Genomic DNA, 15,046 nt, shown 5'->3' on the forward strand with positions numbered 1-15,046 from the left:
AGAGTAAGGTGGAATATTTTGAGCAATCACCTAAAACCTTCATTTCACAAGCCTTTCTAAAAGAGCAAGTGTGGAATTTTGTTGATAGAGTAAAAAGTAATAGGTTGCAAGCAGATTGTTATAGTTTGCTCTGGACTCAAGCATTTCCAACTGACTTGCTATTCCTAACCTGTATCTTTCGGTGGATAACCTCAAAGCCTCCTGAGCGGTTTCCAAGGAAGCTTTTACTGCGTTTATCTGCGATGTTATGGAATTTAGGGAAATGAGAACTTTATTCAAAGTAGCTTTTAGGTTGTATTCTAACTGCAGGTGATTTTCTCTTTGCTTTAGCAGTTCAAGCTCAGCTAAGGATACATCTGCCTTTCTTGAAAATCCGTCAAAGAGCCTGTAGTTTAGGCTTATGCCAAAAGAATATCCGCTCAACCACTCTGTGTTTCCTCTTAGATCCTTTCTGCCCGTGAATGCTTGATAGGAGGCGGAAGCGCTGAGGGTTGGGTAATACTGAGCCTTTTTCAACTCTACATTTTTCTCAGCCAACTCCACAGCCTTTCTGGAAGCTCTTAGGGTAGAGTTCTTTTCCAAAAGGGCTTGAAATAGTTTCTCTTGGTCTAATTCTACTTGCCTCATCTCCAAAATGCCCTCTGGGTCGGAGAGCTTTTCCAACCTTAGAAGGGACTTTAGTTCTTCCAGTGCCTGTAGGTATTCTCCTTTTGCCTGTTCCAACTGAGCCTTTGCTTGCTGAAGTTGGGACAATGCCCTTAGCAACTCAACTTTTGGCACAATCCCGGCGTTAAACTTTGCCTCCACGGTTTTGTAGTTTGCCTGCCAGTATTGAAGGTTTTCCTCATACAAGCTGATAAGTGTTTTTCTATACAGCAGGGCGTAAAAAAGGTCCTTTACCTCATACTCTAAGGTTCTTTCCACATCTTCCTTTAGAAGGATCTGAAGCTCCCTTTGAATGTTGGCTGACTTTATAAGCTCAAAGATTGTCTTGTCAAAAACGGTTTGATTTATCTGAAACACCGCTGTGTGCCTGTTGTTAGGTGTAGCACCAAGAGCTAAATCCTGACCTAAGTAGTTGTAGCTATACGAAAGGCTAACCTGAGGTAAAATATTAGCCTTGGCCTTTCTTAACTGCTCTTCAGCTTTTTTTATCTCAATTTCCGAAAGCTTTATCTGATTTGCCTGTTTTTTTGCTATCTCAACAGCTTCCTCTATGGTGATCGCAAAGGAAAGGCTAAGGTAAAAAAGAAAAAGCATTAAAAAACTCATTGTTTTATCTCCACTTTTGCACCTTCTCTAAGTATGGAAGCATTTTCGAGGGCTATTCTGTCCCCATCCTGAAGGTCCCCCTTTACGTAAGCTATTGCCCTTTCTTGTCTGAGCACCTGCACTTCCACGGGAACCACGCTACCGCCTTCTTCCACCTTCCATACTATTTTCTTTGTTCCTCTAAGGACTAATGCCCTTTCTGGCACCGCAAAGGCAGAGACTTTTTCCGTTGGCAAACTAACCACCGCAAACATACCGGGCTTTAGAAGATTTTTTGAGTTTTCCAACCTTGCCTTTAGTGTGATTAACCTGCTTTGGTCCGCCACAGGAGAGACAAAGATTATAGAACCTTTGAAAACGCCAACACCATCCACTTCCACATCAACCAAAGTTCCAAGCTTTGCAAAAGAAACAAACTCCTGAGGTATTTGGAAAACTACTTTTATAGGGTCCAAGGTAACAAGCCTAAAAGTTTGGGTTTGGGTAGTCACATAATCGCCTAAGCTCACCAACCTTTGGGCTATGTATCCAGAAAAGGGCGCTCTCAGGGTCGCTTTTGAAAGCTGGAGTTTTATGTTTGCTATCTGAGCGTTTATGGAGTTTATTAGCTCTTTCTGAACTCTCAGCTGGACCAAGGCGTTTTCGTACTCCTCTTTGGCTATTAGGTCTCTCTCAAAGAGCATTTTTCTTCTTTCCACCAAAGCCTTTTGATTTTCATAGTTTGCTTTTGCCTGAGCCAGTTGAGCTTCCAGCTGTCTTAAGGTATTCTCGTATTCGGAGGAGTCTATCCTCAAAAGAGGCTGTCCCTGTTTGACAAAGCTTCCCTCCTCAACGTAAAGTTCTACTACTCTACCGGAAACCTCTGGTTTTAAGAAAACGTCCTTAAAAGCTTCAAAGTATCCTTTGGTCTGATAATACAGCTGTACCTCTTGGGAAGATAGGGTGTAGGTGGTTATAACCGTTTTTTCTGTTGGCTTTTGGGAATTATTTTTTGTCTCATTTTTGGCACAGGAAAAGACCAATAGAATGAAGAAAAGGAGAGCCAACATTTATGAAAGATTATAACATGTTAGATTAGCTCCAAAAGCTGATAAGGATGGGTTAGTGTATAGTCGGGGGTAATTTCTGGCGGTTTGTATCCCCAGCTGACATGGGCTGTTTTCATACCAGCCCTTATACCTGCCTCAATATCAGTTTTTGAATCTCCCACCATAAGTGCTTTTGCAGGCTCTACTTTCAACCTTTTTGCTATCTCCAAAAGGGGCATAGGGGAAGGCTTCTTCTCTGGCAGAACATCTGCTCCTATCACTTCGTGGAAGAAATCAAGCATATTTAACTTTTCAAGCACCTTTAGGGTTATGTCATGAGGCTTGTTTGTAGCGACCGCAAGAAAAACGCCCCTCTCTAAAAGTCCTTTAAGCGTTTCCATTATACCTTCGTAAGGCTTGGAATATACCACAGGTTCTGCCCTGTAATTGGACAGGAACATTTCCAAAGCCTGCTCTAACTCCTCGGGCTTGAAGAAATTCATCAGAAGGTTTCTTGCACCGTCTCCTATATTGCTTTTGATTTCTTCCAGAGGAACCGCTTTACCTTTTAGCTCCAATAAAAGTTTATTAACGTGTAAGGCTATATCCTGTGCAGAATCTACCAAAGTGCCATCAAGGTCAAAAATAACAAGCTCTATCAATCTCATGTTGCACAACTTTCACACTCTTCTATATCAGTTAAGCTTTTGCTTCTGCAATAATAAACCGTCTTCAGACCAAGTTCCCAAGCAAGTTCATAAAGTCTTGAAAGAGTTGGGCCATCTATGTTTTCTGGATCTATAAACAAGTTTAAACTTTGAGCTTGGTCTATCCATTTTTGTCTTTCAGCGGCCGCTTTTATAGACCACTCTTGGTTTATGTTGTAGGCAGATTTATAGTGCCAAAAGTATTTGTCTATTTCTGGTGGAACTTGTGGAAGTATGCCTGACATGTTTTCTTCTTTGTAAAACTTTGCAAAAATTGGATCAATTGAAGGAGTTGCACCAATAATAAGCGATGTAGAACCTGTAGGCATTAACGCAAGTAAGTAAGCATTTCTCATTCCATACTTTTTAACTTCTTCTGCCAAATTTATCCAATCAAGATAGTTTTTATTTTCTTCAGATAGTTTTTGATTTTCTTGGGCAGTTCTTCCAAAGAATATACCTTTGCTCCAATCTGAACCTTCAAACAATGGATATTTACCTCTTTCTTTTGCAAGTTGATTAGAGCCTTTTATAGCATAATAGGCTATTCTTTCAAAAAGTGCGTTAGCAAATTTTAAGTGTTCTTCACTTTCCCACTGAATACCATTTTTTACAAGACAATAATGATAGTTGCTTACTCCTATACCTATAGCTCTGTAGCGTTTGTTTGTATATTCTGCTTCTTTTATCGCATAAAAGTTCATTTCAATAACATTGTCAAGCATACGCACAAGCAATGGTACAACCTTTTCTAAGTCTTCTTTTTTCCAAACTTTACCAAGATTTATAGAACCAAGATTACACACTACTACATCGCCAGATTTTTTCGTATGAGTTATAGTTCCATCTTCAGAAAGTGTTTCTGATATATGTTTAGTTATACTTTGATTTTGCACTATTTCATGGCAAAGATTAGACGAATAAATCATTCCACAGTGTTTATTTGGATTTAGTTTGTTTGCAGTATCTCTAAAGAATATATATGGTTCTCCTGTTTCAAAAATAACTGTTAATAATCTTTTCCAAAGTTCAAAGGCAGGAATAGTTTTCTTTGCATAATCTGGCAGTTCTTTTTCAAGTTTTAAGTAAAGCTCTTCAAATTCCTCTCCATAAAAATCTTCAAGATTTTTACCATCTTTAACATTTTTACAGTAGTATGGATCAAAAAGTGTCCAATTTTCACGATTTTTAAGCCTTTTCATAAAAAGATCAGGTATAGCTATCGCAGGATGTATATCGTGAGCTTTCTTTCTTTCATCTCCTACATTAGTTTTTACTTCTAAAAAGTCAAGAACATCTTTGTGCCATATATCAAGAGTTATTGACGCAGAACCTTTTCTCATACCAAGTTGATCTACATAAACCATCACATCATTAAGAATTCTCACTATTGGAATAACTCCTGAACTTGCTCCTTTAAATTTCCTAATTGGTGCTCCTGTAGCTCTTATTTTACCAAGATATACACCAAGACCTCCTGCAAACTTTGATATTTGACTTGCTTTTTGAACATTATCAAAAATATCATACAAATCATCATCCACAGTTAAAACAAAACAAGAACTAAGTTGAGTGTGCGGTCTTCTTGCATTCATTAAAGTAGGCGTTGCGAGAGATACTTCGTGCTTAGAAAGTAAATCGTAAAATTGTTTTGCATACACTAATCTTTCTTCTTTCTTTTCAGGAATAGCAAGCGTCATCGCAATAAGCATATACATTTCTTGTGGCAACTCTATAACTCTCCCTTCTTCATCTCTAACCAAATATCTATCAAAAAGCACTTTTATACCTGTGTAATTAAAAAGCAGATCTCTGTCAGGTTTTATGTATTTTGCAAGCTCATCTATTTCTTCTTTTGAATAGTTGTTGAGCAAATATTCTCCGTATATACCTTTTTCTGTGTAGGTTTTTATAAGTTGATAAAAACTTTCAGGATTGTATGGTTTGTATTTTCCGTTTATTTTGTCTTTTACTTTGTAGTTTCTTAGATGCCCTACATCTTTGTATAAGTCATACAAAAGCAATCTTGCTGCAACAAAAGTCCAATCAGGGTTTTCGGGAGAAACTTTTTCAGCGGCAGTTCTTATTAAAAGCTGTTGAATTTCTTTTGTTGTTATGCCATCTCTAAACTGAATTTGTGCATCCAGCTCAAGCTCCATCGGATCCACTCTCAAACCTTTACATGCAAAATCTATTACTACACGAATTTTTGATATATCAAGTTTTTCAGCCGAACCAGATCTTTTGATAACCTTCATGTGCCACCTCCTTGGAATCCATTTTTTTATGAAGTGTTTTTTAGTTTAACCTTATAACTTCTTTGAGAGGGCATTTTCAAAGAGGCTAATCACATAGGTAACAAAGCTCACACTCTACATTTTGGTTTTCCCGTGATTTTTGTACTGAGGTTGTTCGAAAAAATCCCCTCATTGGGACGTCCCCCCAACCTCTAAGGGAACTAACCTTCTCCTCATCCTGTCCCACAGGGCTTCCACAAGCACAAGCGGAAGAGGAGAAAGGTCCCTTGGTAGAACCTTTCTAAGAACAGGGAAGAGGAGGGCGGACTTCAGAACTTGCCAAGCATTTTGTAGATAGCAGAGTCTATGTATCTGGTAGGTAGGTCAGGAAAAAGTTGTCTTAGCTTTTGGTATATTTGGTTATGGGAGTTTTTGGTTTTTAGCAGTTTATAAGCTGATCTTATGACAGATGATCGCTTATGCATTAATTCCAAAAGCTTTTTTCTGTCAGGACTATTCAATTGAAGTTTAAACTGCACGCTTACATACATCAGGCTTTTATTATAACTACTCAGCACTGCCTGAAGGATTTTTTCGAACAGCCTCTTTTTGTACTATACTTAATTTTTATGCCTTTATTTCCAGCTTTCATAGACATCACAGGCAAAACAGTAATCGGAGAAAATGAAAGATGGTATATAAGGTAAGCCTGAAGGCATGGGAAGTGGAAGATATAGAATCTATTGAATACGAAGAGTCTGAACAATTTGCTGGCTTGGCTGAAGAAGAGCGCCCCTATAAAGGTTATCTGCCGGAGGAAGGTTTTACCATAGCCTTTGTGGATGGAGTTAGGCGTATAGACTACATGGCTTACGTATGGGACGATAGGGCTAAAACTTCCTACAGAGGTGTCTTTGCTACCCTTGGAGCTGGGGCAATCCTTCTAAAAACGAACAGTTTAAACCTTTTGAAAGATGCACTTTGTGAAACAACGGTCAAGAAGATCTTTGCTATAAACGGTCCAATAGAGGAAAAGGCTTTTGAAAACTTAGACTATGAGATAAAAATTATCATGGACACTGAATTATCTTTGGGTCTTTTGGGTTTGCTCAGGGAAGAGGAGGCGAAGGTGGCAAAAAGCTTGTGGGATAAGAAAAAGCCAGACTTAATAGTATGCGATGGCACGCTAAGGTATAAAATAAAAGGTGCTAACTGCATAGGAATTATAAAGACTATGAAAAAACTTTTTGTAAGCAGGGAATATGCTTATTTACTCCAAGAACTAAAGAAAGGGGAGAGGACACCCATTATAAAGGTCCATCACCAAGAAAAGATTGAGGAAAAACAGGAGTGGGAGAAGTATACTTGGTATGTAAAGCTTAACGATAGTGAAGGGATGGGTGGTTTGGTAAGAATAGAGATGTTCAGGGAACAAGACTTTGAAAAGGTAAAAAAGATCGCAGATTGGACCGCAGGATTACTACCTTTGTATGCAAGCAGTCCCTTTCAGGATACAAGATCTCCTCAAAATCTGTTGCCCATAAAGTATTTGGAAGATGCCCTAAGAAAACATCTTGGTTTGCCATACATGGCAAAGAGAAAACTACAAGAAGCTTTTCCAAATGCTTGAAATAATCATTCCCGTGTTTGGCGCAAGCCTTTTAAAACATATTGGAGTATTCAAAAAAGGACAAGAAAGGGTGCTTATAGACTATGTCCTTTTCTTTTCTTTGCCCATTCTATCCTTCAAAGCGGGATACGATATAAAGATGAACGCAGATATCCTAAAGGTTTCTTCTGTTGCTTGGATCTCAATACTGGCTTGTATGTTCTTTGCTTTTACCATCGCAAAGCTACTAAGACTAAGCAGTAAAGATACAAAAACTTTTCTTTTAGTGTCCTCCTTTGGCAATACCGCCTTTCTCGGCTATCCTTACGCTTACACCTACTTTGGACAAGAAGGGTTGCAGATTGCCATAATCTACGACAACATCGGCTCCTTTTTGTTAGTATCCAGCTTGGGTATTATGATTGCCAGCGGTAAGCCTAACCTGAAGGAAGTTCTCCTATTTCCACCCTTCTTAGGATTGGTTCTCGGTTTAATAAAGATTTTTGAAATACCCCCCACCTTAGCTGAAGCTTTGGATTTTGTAGCGTTATCCACACTACCTGTAGTACTCTTTGCCTTAGGTTTAAGCGTTGATTTAATGGGAATAAAAAAGAATCTTAAGCTTTCTTTCTTGGCAGTATTTGTAAAAATCTTTGTAAGCTTTTTTGTTTCGCTCGCTGTGGTAAAGCTTTTTAAGTTGCCAGAAGTTGCTGCAAAAGTTTCTGTATTGGAATCTGCAATGCCACCTATGATGTTTTCTGCAGTGCTTGCACTTAGGTATAACCTAAACCCAAACTTTGCCTTTTCTGCTGTAAGCTTTGGGATGATGCTTAGCTTTGTGTATGTGCAATTTGTAGTGGAAATTATGAATCACTTCCTTTAATATTGCGGGGGCGGGATTTGAACCCGCGACCTTCGGGTTATGAGCCCGACGAGCTACCAGGCTGCTCCACCCCGCGTATAGAAATTATTATATCTTAAATCTCCACAAGGTCAAGGGAGATCTCCGAAAGCACATTTCCTACTCCACCTTTGACAACCACCATGTTCTCAAGCCTTACTCCAAACCTTCCAGGTAAGTATATACCGGGCTCTATAGTAAAAACCATACCCTCTTCTATGGGAACAGATGCATCCTTTCCTTTGGAATAAACCCTTGGAAATTCGTGTATCTCTATACCCACACCGTGCCCAGTGCTGTGGGTAAAATACTTTCCGTATCCCTTTCTCTTTATGTAATCCCTTGCGGCTTTATCCACCTCACCTATTGGCGTTCCAACCTTTACCTTCTCTAAGGCGTAAAGATGGGCATCTCTGACTATTTGATATACTTTCTTGAATTCATCGTCCGCCTTCCCTATGAAAATAGTTCTTGTAAAATCTGTGCAGTAGTGATTGTAAAGAATGCCCATGTCTATCAAAAGGGGACCTTTTCCCTCTATTCTTCTGTTGGATGTTTCCCAGTGAGGCACCGCAGAACTTTCCTTAAAAGCTACGATGGCAGGGAAACTCTCGCCAAAGGCTCCTAAGCTCAGCGCTCTACTCACTATAAAGGATCTTACCTCCAATTCGCTCATACCCTGCTTTATGAAACTCAAAAGCTCTCTGTATATTTCGTCAGATTTTCTCACACCTTCCCTCATTACGTTTATTTCCTCTTCCCCTTTGACAGCTCTAAGCTTGCCTATGAAGTTAGAAAAGCCTCTCCAGATTATTCCCTTGGACCTAAGAGACTCCCTGAGGGCACAGCTTACCCTATCCTTCTCAAAACCTACAACCTTTAACCCCTGATTTTTTATAGTTTGCTTTATGGTCCTTAGAGGTTTTGACTCTAAAAGCACAAGCTCCCAACTTTCCTTAAGCTTCTGCTTTGCCCTCTCATAGTATCTTGCGTCTGTAAAAAAGTAGAATTTTTCAGCAGTAGCAAGAACATAGGCATTTGAGGATCTAAATCCTGAAATGTAGAGCACATTTGCCTGAGAGCTAAAGAGAAAACCGTCCAACCTGTGCTCTACAAGAAGTTTTTTTATCCTCTCTCTAACATCCTTCTGTATTTGCATACCGTCCTCCTTGCAATGTTTATCCCTCTTTCTCTTAAAAACTCACAGATTTTGGCATCACTCAAGCTTTTCCCCTCCGCTAAAATCTCCTTCATAGCATGAAGTATTTCCTCTTTGCTAAGCCCATCCTTTGTCCTCCTTTGGAAGAAGAACCTTAAAGGATAAACGCCCACCGGAGTTTTAACATACTTGTTGGACACCACCCTGCTTACTGTTGAAAGACTTACGTTAAGTTCTTGAGCCAGCTCTCCAAGATTCAATGCCCTTAAAGGCCCCTTTCCAAGCAAGAACTCCTTTTGCCTTTCAACTAAAAGCTCTGCAGACTTTCTAAGGATCCTTCTTCTCATCTGTAAAATTTCCCTTATCCTTAGTGCTCTGTTTCTCTTTTCTTTTTCCTCTTCTGTGTTCGGCGCTCTGTCATCTACAGAAAACTCCACAAAATCATCTGCCAAAAATATAAGCCAATCCTCCTGATCCCTCTCGATGACTATATCCACACTTCCTCCGCTGTATATTACATCCACATAGTCAAAGGGTATAAGCCTAAGATTTTGCAGAAATTTTTTTAAATCTTCATACATCTTACCAGTTTTAAAGTATTCAACGATCCTTTCCAAAAGTTCAGGCCTTTCCGGGTACATCTCCTTTATCTGAACTAAGATGAATTCTTGATAGTCTTTTGATGCAATGCCAACGGGCTCCAGTTCGGTCATAATAAACTCTCTAATATCTTCTACCACATCCCTGTGGACATTAAAACGTTTTGCAATCTCCTCCTCACTTCCCACAAAAAAGCCCCTATCGTCCAAGTTCTCAAGAATAGCCTGAGCTATTTCAAACTCAAACTCATCCAGCTCTACTCTTAGTTGGTTTAAGATACTTTCCCAAAGTTGTTGCCGTGCTGGAGGTTCTGCCAAGGGTAACTTTTCGTAGAAAAAACTTCTGAGTCTTTTACCGGAAAAATGAATTACGTAGCTGTTTTCCTTTTCTTCCTTCTCCAATTCTTCAAGGAGGGCACCAATACTTTTGCTCAAAAGTTTTAGTTGGGGTCCGAGCAATACCGCCAGGTTAGTTTTCGTCTTGAGGACCTGTTTGAGCTGCATAAATTTAAATTTATTTATTAACTCCCAACTCTTTAAAGAGCAATAACTTTAGCCCTTCTGGGTCTAAGTTCCTGTGAAGTTTGCCACCAACCGCTACGGATATCTCTCCAGTTTCTTCAGAAACTATTATAGATACTGCATCCGATTCTTCCGATATACCTAAACCAGCCCGGTGTCTTGTGCCGTATTTTTTTGGTATGTCTTGGGACTTAGAGAGAGGAAGGACACAGGACGCATAAGCTATACGATCTCCCTTGATGACCACCGCACCGTCGTGCAAAGGAGTCAAAGGGTCAAAAAGTGTTATAATTAGCTCTATTGAGACAATCGCATCAAGCTTGACACATCCCTCCAACAGTGGCTCTAAATCCTGATTTCTCTCTATCACTATCAAAGCTCCTATTTGTCTTTCGGACATAAAAGAACATGCACGAACTATTCTTTCAATGACCCTTTCTTCTACAGAACTTGAAGGAGAAAACTTTGTAGCTTGCCCAAGCCTGGTAAGAGCTTTTCTGATCTCCGGCTGAAAGATTACGATAAGGGAAAACAATCCCACAGTCCAAAACTTTTCAAAGATGGTGGAAACCGCCTTCAGGTCTAAAAAGAACGCTATGGCCCAAACTATGGCAATCAAGATCAATCCCTTAAGTATTTGCATCCCTTTGGTTATCCTGAGAAAGTAAAGGACTGTATAGACGATTACAGAAACACCGAGTATGTCTAAGATATCTTTGTAAGAGAAGAATTTAAAAATCTCCATAGGTTCTAACCGTGTCCAATAGGGCAAGAAATTCTCTTGTTTGTGCTATGTCATGCACTCTTACTATGTGCGCTCCTTTTATAACTGCAAGGGCAAGGGCTCCCAAGCTTCCGTATAACCTTTCCTTTGGCTCTGTCTTCTTTTTCAAAAGCCCCTCCAAAATCAAACCTATGAAGGACTTCCTTGAGACCCCTATCATAAGCGGTGCCCCAAAGATCCTGTATTCGTTAAACCTTTTGATTATCTCCACGTTGTGCTCTGGTAGTTTCCCAAAACCTATGCCCGGGTCCAAGATAAAACTTCCTCTGTAGCCTTTAGCCTTTAAGTTCTCTATCCTTTCCCAAAACCATTGAATGGATTCATAAACCACATCGTCATAAACTATAGGCATTTTCTTCCAGTCTTCTGGCCTTCCTTTTATGTGGTTTATGACGTAAGGACAGTTGTATTTAGATACCACATCATACATCCTTTCATCAAAAGTTCCACCGCTTATGTCGTTTATCATGTCCGCCCCTTCTTCTAAGCACACTTTGGCTACGCTTGCTTTGTAGGTGTCTATGGATATCCAAACCTTTGGTAGTTCTTTTCTTACTTCCCTCAAAACGGGCAAAATTCTTCTTAGCTCTTCCTCTTCATCTATTCTTTCCGATCCGGGCCTTGTGGATTCTCCCCCTATATCTATTATGTCTGCTCCTTCCTCCACCATCTGCACCGCCCTTTTTACTGCGGTGTTTTTATCGTAATACAGCCCACCGTCAGAAAAAGAGTCCGGTGTAACGTTTAGCACGCCCATGATGGCAGTCTTTATGCCTAAGGGTAAGATTTTGTAGTTATACTGAAGCTTAAAGGACTTTTTTCTGTATCTTATGAGCGCCTCCAAAATTTGAACGGAGAGATCCTTGTAGTATGCAGAAAGACAACCACAAAACTGTCTTATCTGCGCTTCTGTCCCAGAAAGGGCAAACTTTTTCTCGTTAAAAAAGGCATGGACTCCCGCCTGCCGAGCGCATTCAAAGACCTTTGAAGGATCCAAGTCTTTTTCCAAATAGACAACCCTATGAATACCTTCAAAACTTCTCTGTTCGGCCTCTTTAAAAAAAACACCAACCCTTTCCTTCAGAAACCTATAAAAATTGTCTTTATCGTCAAACTCTTTGATCAAAAGCATCAGGTCACTTCTTCTTTTACCACCAGTCTTTTTATATCCAACACAAAAGCACTTGCTACAAATATAGAAGATAGCGTTCCTACCACCACACCCACCACAAAGGCAAATATCACCTTAGAGAGTGCAGGACCTCCAATGGCAAAAAGCACTGCTGAAACAACAAAGGTGGTTACAGAGGTCATTATTGTCCTCGAAAGAGTCTGATTTATAGACAGGTCAATGACCTCTTTTAGCTTTAAACCTTTCCTGATCCTCAGATTTTCCCTAATTCTGTCAAAAACAACCACCGTATCGGTTACCGAATACCCAGCAACTATCAGCACAGAAGCTATAACATCCAAACTAACCTCAAGTTGAGTTAAAGAGTAGGCTCCTACTACGATAACAACGTCATGGGCTAAGGCAAGAATGGCACCTAAACCCCAAATTGGTTCAAACCTATAGGCAAGATACACAAGAATCCCAAGAAGGGCTGTTATTATGGCCCACAGAGCTTTGCTTCTTAGCTCTTTACTTATGACCCCTCCTATGCTTTCTACTCTAAGCACTTGATGTTCTCCAAAGCCCTTGAGGGAAGAAATAGCCTTATCCTTTGGCTCATCAAGCCTTAGCCTTATTATAACTGTGCCCTGAGCAGTATCTTGAACTTGAAAGGCTTTAATACCAACTTCCTCCAATCTCTTCCTTATTTCCCCCAAGCTAACCTGTTTTTCAAACTTTACCTCAATAAGGGTTCCCCCAGTAAAATCCAAACCTAAGTTTAGACCTTTCCAAAAGATCAAAAAAACAGACAACAGCACAAGTGTTAAGGAAACCGCATAGGCATAATTTCTGTATCTCATGAACTCTATCATTAAGAAATTAGTTTAACATTAATAACCGCTATGCCCAATCTTATCTTCTTCGTTGGCCATCACAACAGTGGGAAAACTACGCTAATAGAGAAAGTGTCCAAAAAACTAAAGGAAATGGGATATAAAGTAGCATACATAAAACACGATCCTAAGGGTCACGCACTTACAGACAAAGAAGGTAGCGACACTCACAGACTCTTTAGCATTCTACCCAAAGTAGCTATTCTGTCTCAAAACAAACTAACAGTTTATGAAAGGACGGAAGAGGATATAGAGGATATAGCAAAAAGGCTTTTTCCAGATTTTGACTTCGTGCTTTTGGAAGGTTGGAAGTCAAAGAAGGGTTTTAAGAGGATAAGCCTAAGCCAAGAGCTGGAGGGCTTTCCTGCTTACGAAAAAAACTTTGAAGAAATTATGCACTACATTTTCTCTGAAGAAGAACCTTAAACCTTTCTCCCATGCTTATAAGCATTGTCTTTATCCTTGAAAGTCTTTCTATGCTTTCTGGATCTTGTCTTTCGGTCAAACGTTCCAACTCCCTTTTGAAAACCTCAGAAAAAAGAAGAAAGTCCCTCTGATTTTTAAAGAAGACCACCTCAAGGCCAAAGTCCTTTCCATACTCCATCAAAGCTCTGAAATTTACACCTGCGGTTATGTCAAAAACCTCTTCTGAATACAAGTTTTTTACGAGCCTATGTCCTTTGTATCCCATCACTGTACCCAAAGCAGGCGGTTCAAGGTATCCATAATCTATGGTAAGTATGAAGCCCTTTTTTAAGCTCTTTGAGAGTCTCTCTAAAAAATCCACACAATCCAAACAGATCTCATAAACCACACCGGGATTTCTTAGGTTCAACCTCGTCATGTACTGTTTAACCCTTTCGTCACTTAAAGGCAACCAAACCTCTTTTCCGTCTTCTAAGTAAAGCTCAGTTTCATCTTTTACCAACTTTACTGGAAAACAGTCAAAAAATTCGTTGGACAACACCAAGCCAGAGAAGGATGGAAGCTCATCTACCCAGCCAACTTTATCCTCAAAAACCTTTAAAACTTGCCTCTGTCTTTCTCTGAGCTTTGGACTAAAGTCGTATATAAGATACCTTATCCTTTCAAAAAAACTGGGATGGTTAGTTTTTAAAAAACTCAGTATATCGTAGGCAAGAGTTCCCCTGCCAGCCCCAAGCTCAAGTATGGTGGGATTTTTGTAGTCTCCAATAAGCTTAAAGATCAGTTCTCCGATAGCGTGCCCAAATATACTGTCAAGCTCAGGAGAGGTAAAAAAGTCTTTCCCTATATCTTCGCACTCTGTATAATATCTAAGGGATTTTTCTTTCATAAACTGATAGAAGCTCTTTCTCATAAGCTTAACTTATAATAGCATAAAGAATTTCTATTAGAATACAAGCTTTGCAGGATTTATAATAGTTTATTAAACCTTAAGGAGGTATTAAGATGGCTACAGTTACACCTGACAAAACCTTAGATGCATCTGGTCTAAATTGCCCTCTTCCAGTATTAAAGACAAAAAAGGCTTTGGAAGAGCTTCAATCTGGTCAAGTGCTGGAGATAATAACCACAGATCCAGGAGCTAAGGCGGACATACCCGCTTTCTGCAACAGGACGGGACATCAGTTATTAGAAGTTGTAGAAGAAGGCGGTAAGATAATCTTCTACGTAAGGAAGAAATAGGGAGGGATAGATATGCCAGAAAAACTGGCTATAATAGCTACAAAGGGAACACTCGATATGGCTTATCCGCCGTTAATACTGGCTTCTACAGCCGCATCCCTTGGTGTGGAAACCGCTATATTCTTCACCTTCTACGGGCTAAACATCATCCACAAGCAAAAGATGCACCAGCTAAAGATTGCCCCCATAGGCAATCCAGCAATGCCTATGGCTTTTCCACCTTCCATGCAAAACCCAATTACCAACGCTATATCTTCCATATTTCCAGGTCCTCCACAGATAATGGGTATCATTCCGGGTATGACGGACCTTATGACTTATATGATGAAAAAAACCATAAAAGAGCATGGCGTAGCCAGTATTCCAGAACTTTTGGAAGCTTGTAAAGAAGCGGACGTAAAGTTAATACCTTGCCAAATGACTATGGAGCTTTTCGGCTACAAATATGAGGACCTTATAGATGGTCTTGAACCTCCTGCAGGTGCGGCAACATTTTTTAATTACGTCTTAGATTCCGAAAAACCGATGATAATCTTTGTGTAAGGAGGAGACA

16 protein-coding genes and 1 tRNA gene are annotated in these 15,046 nt (G+C 39.8%); 5 read left to right on the plus strand and 12 right to left on the minus strand.

Annotated elements, in window-relative coordinates:
• Positions 1-39: 39 nt before the first annotated feature.
• The 5 genes from K217_RS0105730 to K217_RS0105750 all read right to left on the minus strand — a co-directional run bounded on the left by K217_RS0105730 (position 40) and on the right by K217_RS0105750 (position 5,795).
• Positions 40-1,260: a TolC family protein gene (locus K217_RS0105730; RefSeq protein ID WP_197017598.1), complete on the minus strand. Its 1,221-nt coding sequence runs from the start codon at positions 1,258-1,260 to the stop codon at positions 40-42.
• Between the two features lie 8 nt (positions 1,261-1,268).
• Complete coding sequence (locus tag K217_RS0105735) at positions 1,269-2,321, minus strand: efflux RND transporter periplasmic adaptor subunit (protein ID WP_029552170.1); 1,053 nt, start codon at positions 2,319-2,321, stop codon at positions 1,269-1,271.
• 20 nt (positions 2,322-2,341) lie between these two features.
• Positions 2,342-2,968 carry an HAD family hydrolase gene (locus tag K217_RS0105740; protein ID WP_029552171.1) on the minus strand — a complete coding sequence of 209 codons (627 nt, stop codon included), beginning with the start codon at positions 2,966-2,968 and terminating at the stop codon, positions 2,342-2,344.
• Positions 2,965-5,265, minus strand: coding sequence for a ribonucleoside-diphosphate reductase subunit alpha (locus K217_RS0105745; RefSeq protein WP_029552172.1), 2,301 nt, complete (start codon positions 5,263-5,265; stop codon positions 2,965-2,967). The genes K217_RS0105740 and K217_RS0105745 overlap by 4 nt, the downstream gene beginning before the upstream one ends.
• Positions 5,266-5,573: 308 nt before the next feature.
• Positions 5,574-5,795, minus strand: a complete 222-nt coding sequence (locus tag K217_RS0105750; RefSeq protein WP_029552173.1) for a hypothetical protein — start codon at positions 5,793-5,795, stop codon at positions 5,574-5,576.
• Positions 5,796-5,935: 140 nt separating this feature from the next.
• Between K217_RS0105750 and K217_RS0105755 the strand changes: the two genes are divergently transcribed.
• On the plus strand, positions 5,936-6,874 hold the full coding sequence (locus tag K217_RS0105755) for a DNA double-strand break repair nuclease NurA (RefSeq protein WP_029552174.1): 939 nt from the start codon (positions 5,936-5,938) through the stop codon (positions 6,872-6,874).
• The gene (locus tag K217_RS0105760; RefSeq protein WP_038028130.1) at positions 6,867-7,736 is read left to right on the plus strand and encodes an AEC family transporter; all 870 of its coding nucleotides are present in this window, start codon (positions 6,867-6,869) and stop codon (positions 7,734-7,736) included. Before K217_RS0105755 ends, K217_RS0105760 begins: the two co-directional genes overlap by 8 nt.
• 2 nt (positions 7,737-7,738) lie before the next feature.
• On the opposite strand, the gene K217_RS0105765 is transcribed toward K217_RS0105760, so the two are convergent.
• From K217_RS0105765 to secF, 6 genes are all read right to left on the minus strand, one after another.
• Positions 7,739-7,812: transfer RNA gene (locus tag K217_RS0105765), tRNA-Met, on the minus strand.
• Between the two features lie 18 nt (positions 7,813-7,830).
• On the minus strand, positions 7,831-8,913 hold the full coding sequence (locus tag K217_RS0105770; protein WP_029552176.1) for a M24 family metallopeptidase: 1,083 nt from the start codon (positions 8,911-8,913) through the stop codon (positions 7,831-7,833).
• Entirely contained in the window at positions 8,880-10,016 is a 1,137-nt protein-coding gene (locus K217_RS0105775; RefSeq protein ID WP_029552177.1) for an RNA polymerase factor sigma-54, read from the minus strand. Before K217_RS0105775 ends, K217_RS0105770 begins: the two co-directional genes overlap by 34 nt.
• A gap of 10 nt (positions 10,017-10,026) precedes the next feature.
• The gene (cdaA, locus tag K217_RS0105780; RefSeq protein WP_029552178.1) at positions 10,027-10,779 is read right to left on the minus strand and encodes a diadenylate cyclase CdaA; all 753 of its coding nucleotides are present in this window, start codon (positions 10,777-10,779) and stop codon (positions 10,027-10,029) included.
• Positions 10,766-11,950, minus strand: a complete 1,185-nt coding sequence (gene folP / locus K217_RS0105785) for a dihydropteroate synthase (protein WP_029552179.1) — start codon at positions 11,948-11,950, stop codon at positions 10,766-10,768. The genes cdaA and folP overlap by 14 nt, the downstream gene beginning before the upstream one ends.
• Positions 11,950-12,804 carry a protein translocase subunit SecF gene (secF, locus tag K217_RS0105790; RefSeq protein ID WP_029552180.1) on the minus strand — a complete coding sequence of 285 codons (855 nt, stop codon included), beginning with the start codon at positions 12,802-12,804 and terminating at the stop codon, positions 11,950-11,952. Before secF ends, folP begins: the two co-directional genes overlap by 1 nt.
• A 30-nt stretch (positions 12,805-12,834) precedes the next feature.
• Between secF and mobB the strand changes: the two genes are divergently transcribed.
• Positions 12,835-13,251: a molybdopterin-guanine dinucleotide biosynthesis protein B gene (gene mobB / locus K217_RS0105795; RefSeq protein WP_029552181.1), complete on the plus strand. Its 417-nt coding sequence runs from the start codon at positions 12,835-12,837 to the stop codon at positions 13,249-13,251.
• Here mobB and K217_RS0105800 read toward each other — a convergent pair.
• Positions 13,217-14,164, minus strand: a complete 948-nt coding sequence (locus K217_RS0105800) for an SAM-dependent methyltransferase (protein ID WP_029552182.1) — start codon at positions 14,162-14,164, stop codon at positions 13,217-13,219. The two genes, mobB and K217_RS0105800, sit on opposite strands and share 35 nt — an antisense overlap.
• 92 nt (positions 14,165-14,256) lie before the next feature.
• Here K217_RS0105800 and K217_RS0105805 point away from each other — a divergent pair, with 92 nt between their 5' ends.
• Positions 14,257-14,493 (plus strand): sulfurtransferase TusA family protein, encoded by a 237-nt coding sequence (locus tag K217_RS0105805; protein WP_029552183.1) that lies wholly within the window; start codon positions 14,257-14,259, stop codon positions 14,491-14,493.
• A 12-nt stretch (positions 14,494-14,505) separates the two neighbouring features.
• Complete coding sequence (locus K217_RS0105810) at positions 14,506-15,036, plus strand: DsrE/DsrF/DrsH-like family protein (RefSeq protein WP_029552184.1); 531 nt, start codon at positions 14,506-14,508, stop codon at positions 15,034-15,036.
• Positions 15,037-15,046: the final 10 nt, after the last annotated feature.

This window comes from Thermocrinis jamiesonii, from assembly GCF_000702425.1.
Classification (GTDB): domain Bacteria; phylum Aquificota; class Aquificia; order Aquificales; family Aquificaceae; genus Thermocrinis; species Thermocrinis jamiesonii.

Bases quoted from the DNA above. Each gene is read 5' to 3' on its own strand.
- K217_RS0105730 (WP_197017598.1), bottom strand. From the start codon at position 1,260: ATGCTTTTTCTTTTTTACCTTAGCCTTTCCTTTGCGATCACCATAGAG.
- K217_RS0105735 (WP_029552170.1), bottom strand. From the start codon at position 2,321: ATGTTGGCTCTCCTTTTCTTCATTCTATTGGTCTTTTCCTGTGCCAAA.
- K217_RS0105740 (WP_029552171.1), bottom strand. From the start codon at position 2,968: ATGAGATTGATAGAGCTTGTTATTTTTGACCTTGATGGCACTTTGGTA.
- K217_RS0105745 (WP_029552172.1), bottom strand. From the start codon at position 5,265: ATGAAGGTTATCAAAAGATCTGGTTCGGCTGAAAAACTTGATATATCA.
- K217_RS0105750 (WP_029552173.1), bottom strand. From the start codon at position 5,795: ATGTATGTAAGCGTGCAGTTTAAACTTCAATTGAATAGTCCTGACAGA.
- K217_RS0105755 (WP_029552174.1), top strand. From the start codon at position 5,936: ATGGTATATAAGGTAAGCCTGAAGGCATGGGAAGTGGAAGATATAGAA.
- K217_RS0105760 (WP_038028130.1), top strand. From the start codon at position 6,867: ATGCTTGAAATAATCATTCCCGTGTTTGGCGCAAGCCTTTTAAAACAT.
- K217_RS0105770 (WP_029552176.1), bottom strand. From the start codon at position 8,913: ATGCAAATACAGAAGGATGTTAGAGAGAGGATAAAAAAACTTCTTGTA.
- K217_RS0105775 (WP_029552177.1), bottom strand. From the start codon at position 10,016: ATGCAGCTCAAACAGGTCCTCAAGACGAAAACTAACCTGGCGGTATTG.
- cdaA (WP_029552178.1), bottom strand. From the start codon at position 10,779: ATGGAGATTTTTAAATTCTTCTCTTACAAAGATATCTTAGACATACTC.
- folP (WP_029552179.1), bottom strand. From the start codon at position 11,950: ATGCTTTTGATCAAAGAGTTTGACGATAAAGACAATTTTTATAGGTTT.
- secF (WP_029552180.1), bottom strand. From the start codon at position 12,804: ATGATAGAGTTCATGAGATACAGAAATTATGCCTATGCGGTTTCCTTA.
- mobB (WP_029552181.1), top strand. From the start codon at position 12,835: ATGCCCAATCTTATCTTCTTCGTTGGCCATCACAACAGTGGGAAAACT.
- K217_RS0105800 (WP_029552182.1), bottom strand. From the start codon at position 14,164: ATGAGAAAGAGCTTCTATCAGTTTATGAAAGAAAAATCCCTTAGATAT.
- K217_RS0105805 (WP_029552183.1), top strand. From the start codon at position 14,257: ATGGCTACAGTTACACCTGACAAAACCTTAGATGCATCTGGTCTAAAT.
- K217_RS0105810 (WP_029552184.1), top strand. From the start codon at position 14,506: ATGCCAGAAAAACTGGCTATAATAGCTACAAAGGGAACACTCGATATG.